The sequence below is a fragment of the Acidimicrobiales bacterium genome (genome assembly GCA_036399815.1).
Classification (GTDB): domain Bacteria; phylum Actinomycetota; class Acidimicrobiia; order Acidimicrobiales; family DASWMK01; genus DASWMK01.
On the sequence record DASWMK010000009.1, the window covers coordinates 1 to 2,424 of the forward strand.

Below are 2,424 nucleotides of genomic sequence, written 5' to 3' on the forward strand. Positions count from 1 at the left end.
AGGTGGAGCCGGTTCTTGGTCGTGCGCAGCTCGGGCACCTTCTGGAGGTACAGCGCCGGGCCGGCGCCGGACGGGTCGATCAGGCGGACGCTGGCGTCGTCCTTGGCGTCGACGTCGTAACCGGTGATCGCCTGCCAGAAGGCCGTCATGTCCTCCAGGTAGTTGACGTCGATCACCACGTTGCGGACGGGGAAGGGCATCGGACCGCTCCTCGGGTCAGTGGGCGAGCGTGGGCGCGGGATGGAGGTGCAGGACGCGGGCGAGCACCCTCGGGCGGGCGGGGCCGCAGGCGACCGGGAGGGGCCGTCGGAGCGGCCGGCGGGCCCGGCGGGGGGCGGCGGTGCGCTGGAGGTCGTGTCGGTGCTGGGCGTTCAGGCTCTCGAGGAGGTACGGGTGCACGGACCTCTCCTCTCCGTCGTGCTGATCGGTGTCGTAACCATTGAAACCAGTATACCGGTGCGCCATCACCAGTCAACGGATTTCACCGGTTGTCAAAGGGGGGGTCCGTTCTGGCACAATGGACTCCGTGACCGACCCCGAGCCCTCCGAGCCCGGCCGCAAGCCGGCCCCCGGGCGGCTGCGGGTCGTGCAGGACTTCGTCAACACGGTCGACCTCGAGAGCGGCGAGGAGCAGCTGGGCGACCCGGCGGCGGCGGCCGCCTGGCTCGCCGAGCGGGGGCTGCTGGCCGCCGGGACCGGCCTCGACGGCGACGACGTCGAGCGCCTCCACGAGGTGCGCGAGGCGCTGCGGTCACTGGCCAGGGGCAACAACGGCGGCCCGGTGGACGACGGCGCCGTCGCCACCCTGGCCCGCCACGCCGACGCCGCCCCGCTCGTCGTCCGCATCGGCGAGGACGGCTCCGCGCCGCTCGTCCCGGCCGGGCGCGGCGCGGCCGCGGCGGTCGCCGCGCTGCTGGCCATCGTCCACGACGCCGAGGTCGACGGCACCTGGCGGCGGTTCAAGGCCTGCCGGGAGCACACCTGCGAGTGGGCGTTCTACGACCACTCGAAGAACCGGTCGTCCACCTGGTGCGTGATGTCGGTGTGCGGCAACCGGGCGAAGGCCCGCAGCTACCGGCGCCGCCACGCCGACGCCTGAGGCGCCACCTGCCGCCGCTTCCGGTGGGTGACCGGCGGGCGGCGGAACGGGAGCGACCGGTCCGACGACCACATGGCGTACGGCGCCATCACGAGGCCGGCCAGGCCGAGCAGCACCGGGTCGTAGTTGACCCGCCAGCCGACGAACGCCCGCCAGGCCCCGTCCCGGTCCTCGACGAGCGGCACGCCGGCCGCGGCCAGCCGGGCGCAGGCGTCGTCGAACTCCGAGCGGTCGATCGAGATGGGGTCGTCGGGCCGGGGGTCGGGCTCGTAGGGGATCTGGAAGAAGTCCGAGATGCGGCGCAGCGCGAGGTAGCCGGACCGGATGCACAGCTGGGCCCGGGGGCTCTTCGGCAGGTCCACCACCGAGGTGACGAGCGACGCCCCGTCGAGCACGCAGCCGGCGGCGGTGATCCACGACCGGGTCGGCGTGGGCGAGCGGAAGAACGGCAGCGACGCCTGGGACGTGTGGGTCTCCTCCAGGTCGGCGAACCAGCCGAGCCACTGCTCCCACAGGTCCTCGAGCTCCTCCATCCGGCCGATGCGGTGCTGGCGGAGGATCAGCTCGACCGGCGACGGCGGGTCGCCGGCCCTCGTCTCGAGCATGGCGACGGCCAGCTCCCGGCGCTGGAAGGCCCCGTAGATGGAGGGCAGGTAGGAGATGAGCAGGGCGACGAGGCCCAGGCCGAGGACGGCCTCGACCGTCGTCGCCACCGTCGTCGGCAGGTCGGGGGCGGCGAACGTGCCGAGCGTGGTGAGGGAGTCGGCGCTCAGGTAGAAGGCGTAGCGCCAGGAGTCGACGCCCATCCCCCAGAGCAGCACGGTGAACCCGGCCATCACGCTGGCCGCCCACACGCCGGGGAGGAGCAGCAGGGCGGCCGGGGCGTAGAGGGCCATCACCCGGTCCCGCTCCTCGTAGGTGCGGCCGGGGCGGGCTCGCAGCTCGAAGACCCGGCGGACGCCGAGGAACACCGCCCTGGCGAGGCGCACGGGCTGGGCCCTCGGCACGACGACCGTCCGCAGCGCCGAGAGCAGGACCGACACGACGACGGCGGCGCCGGCGAGGACCGCCACGAGCCGGACCGCCCACATGGGCGCCGCAGCCTACCGGCGCTCCCCCATGGGCCGCCGGGTCGAGCACGCCGCGCCCCGCCGGGCGCGTTCACACGGGGCGACGCGCCGGTGCGCCCCCCGGCGCCGGTCCCGTCCGGCCCCGCCGGGTCGAGTCCGCCGCGTCCCGCCGGGCGCGCCCCCCGGCGCCGGTCCCGTCCGGCCCGCCGGATCGAGTCCGCCGCGCCCCGCCGGCGTCCGCACGGTGCGACGAGC

4 protein-coding genes are annotated in these 2,424 nt (G+C 75.1%); 1 reads left to right on the plus strand and 3 read right to left on the minus strand.

The genetic code is table 11. The features are described 5' to 3' along the window. Together VGB14_00480 and VGB14_00485 are read right to left on the minus strand one after the other, a co-directional pair. Positions 1 to 200 (minus strand): VOC family protein (locus VGB14_00480; protein HEX9991378.1); only part of this gene is annotated, 200 nt, incomplete at its 3' end. A gap of 16 nt (positions 201 to 216) precedes the next feature. Continuing rightward, positions 217 to 399: a hypothetical protein gene (locus VGB14_00485; GenBank protein ID HEX9991379.1), complete on the minus strand. Its 183-nt coding sequence runs from the start codon at positions 397 to 399 to the stop codon at positions 217 to 219. Positions 400 to 526: 127 nt separating this feature from the next. Here VGB14_00485 and VGB14_00490 point away from each other — a divergent pair, with 127 nt between their 5' ends. After that, the gene (locus VGB14_00490) at positions 527 to 1,099 is read left to right on the plus strand and encodes a CGNR zinc finger domain-containing protein (protein ID HEX9991380.1); all 573 of its coding nucleotides are present in this window, start codon (positions 527 to 529) and stop codon (positions 1,097 to 1,099) included. Here VGB14_00490 and VGB14_00495 read toward each other — a convergent pair. Next, positions 1,072 to 2,190 carry a hypothetical protein gene (locus VGB14_00495; GenBank protein ID HEX9991381.1) on the minus strand — a complete coding sequence of 373 codons (1,119 nt, stop codon included), beginning with the start codon at positions 2,188 to 2,190 and terminating at the stop codon, positions 1,072 to 1,074. The genes VGB14_00490 and VGB14_00495 overlap by 28 nt on opposite strands. Positions 2,191 to 2,424: the final 234 nt, after the last annotated feature.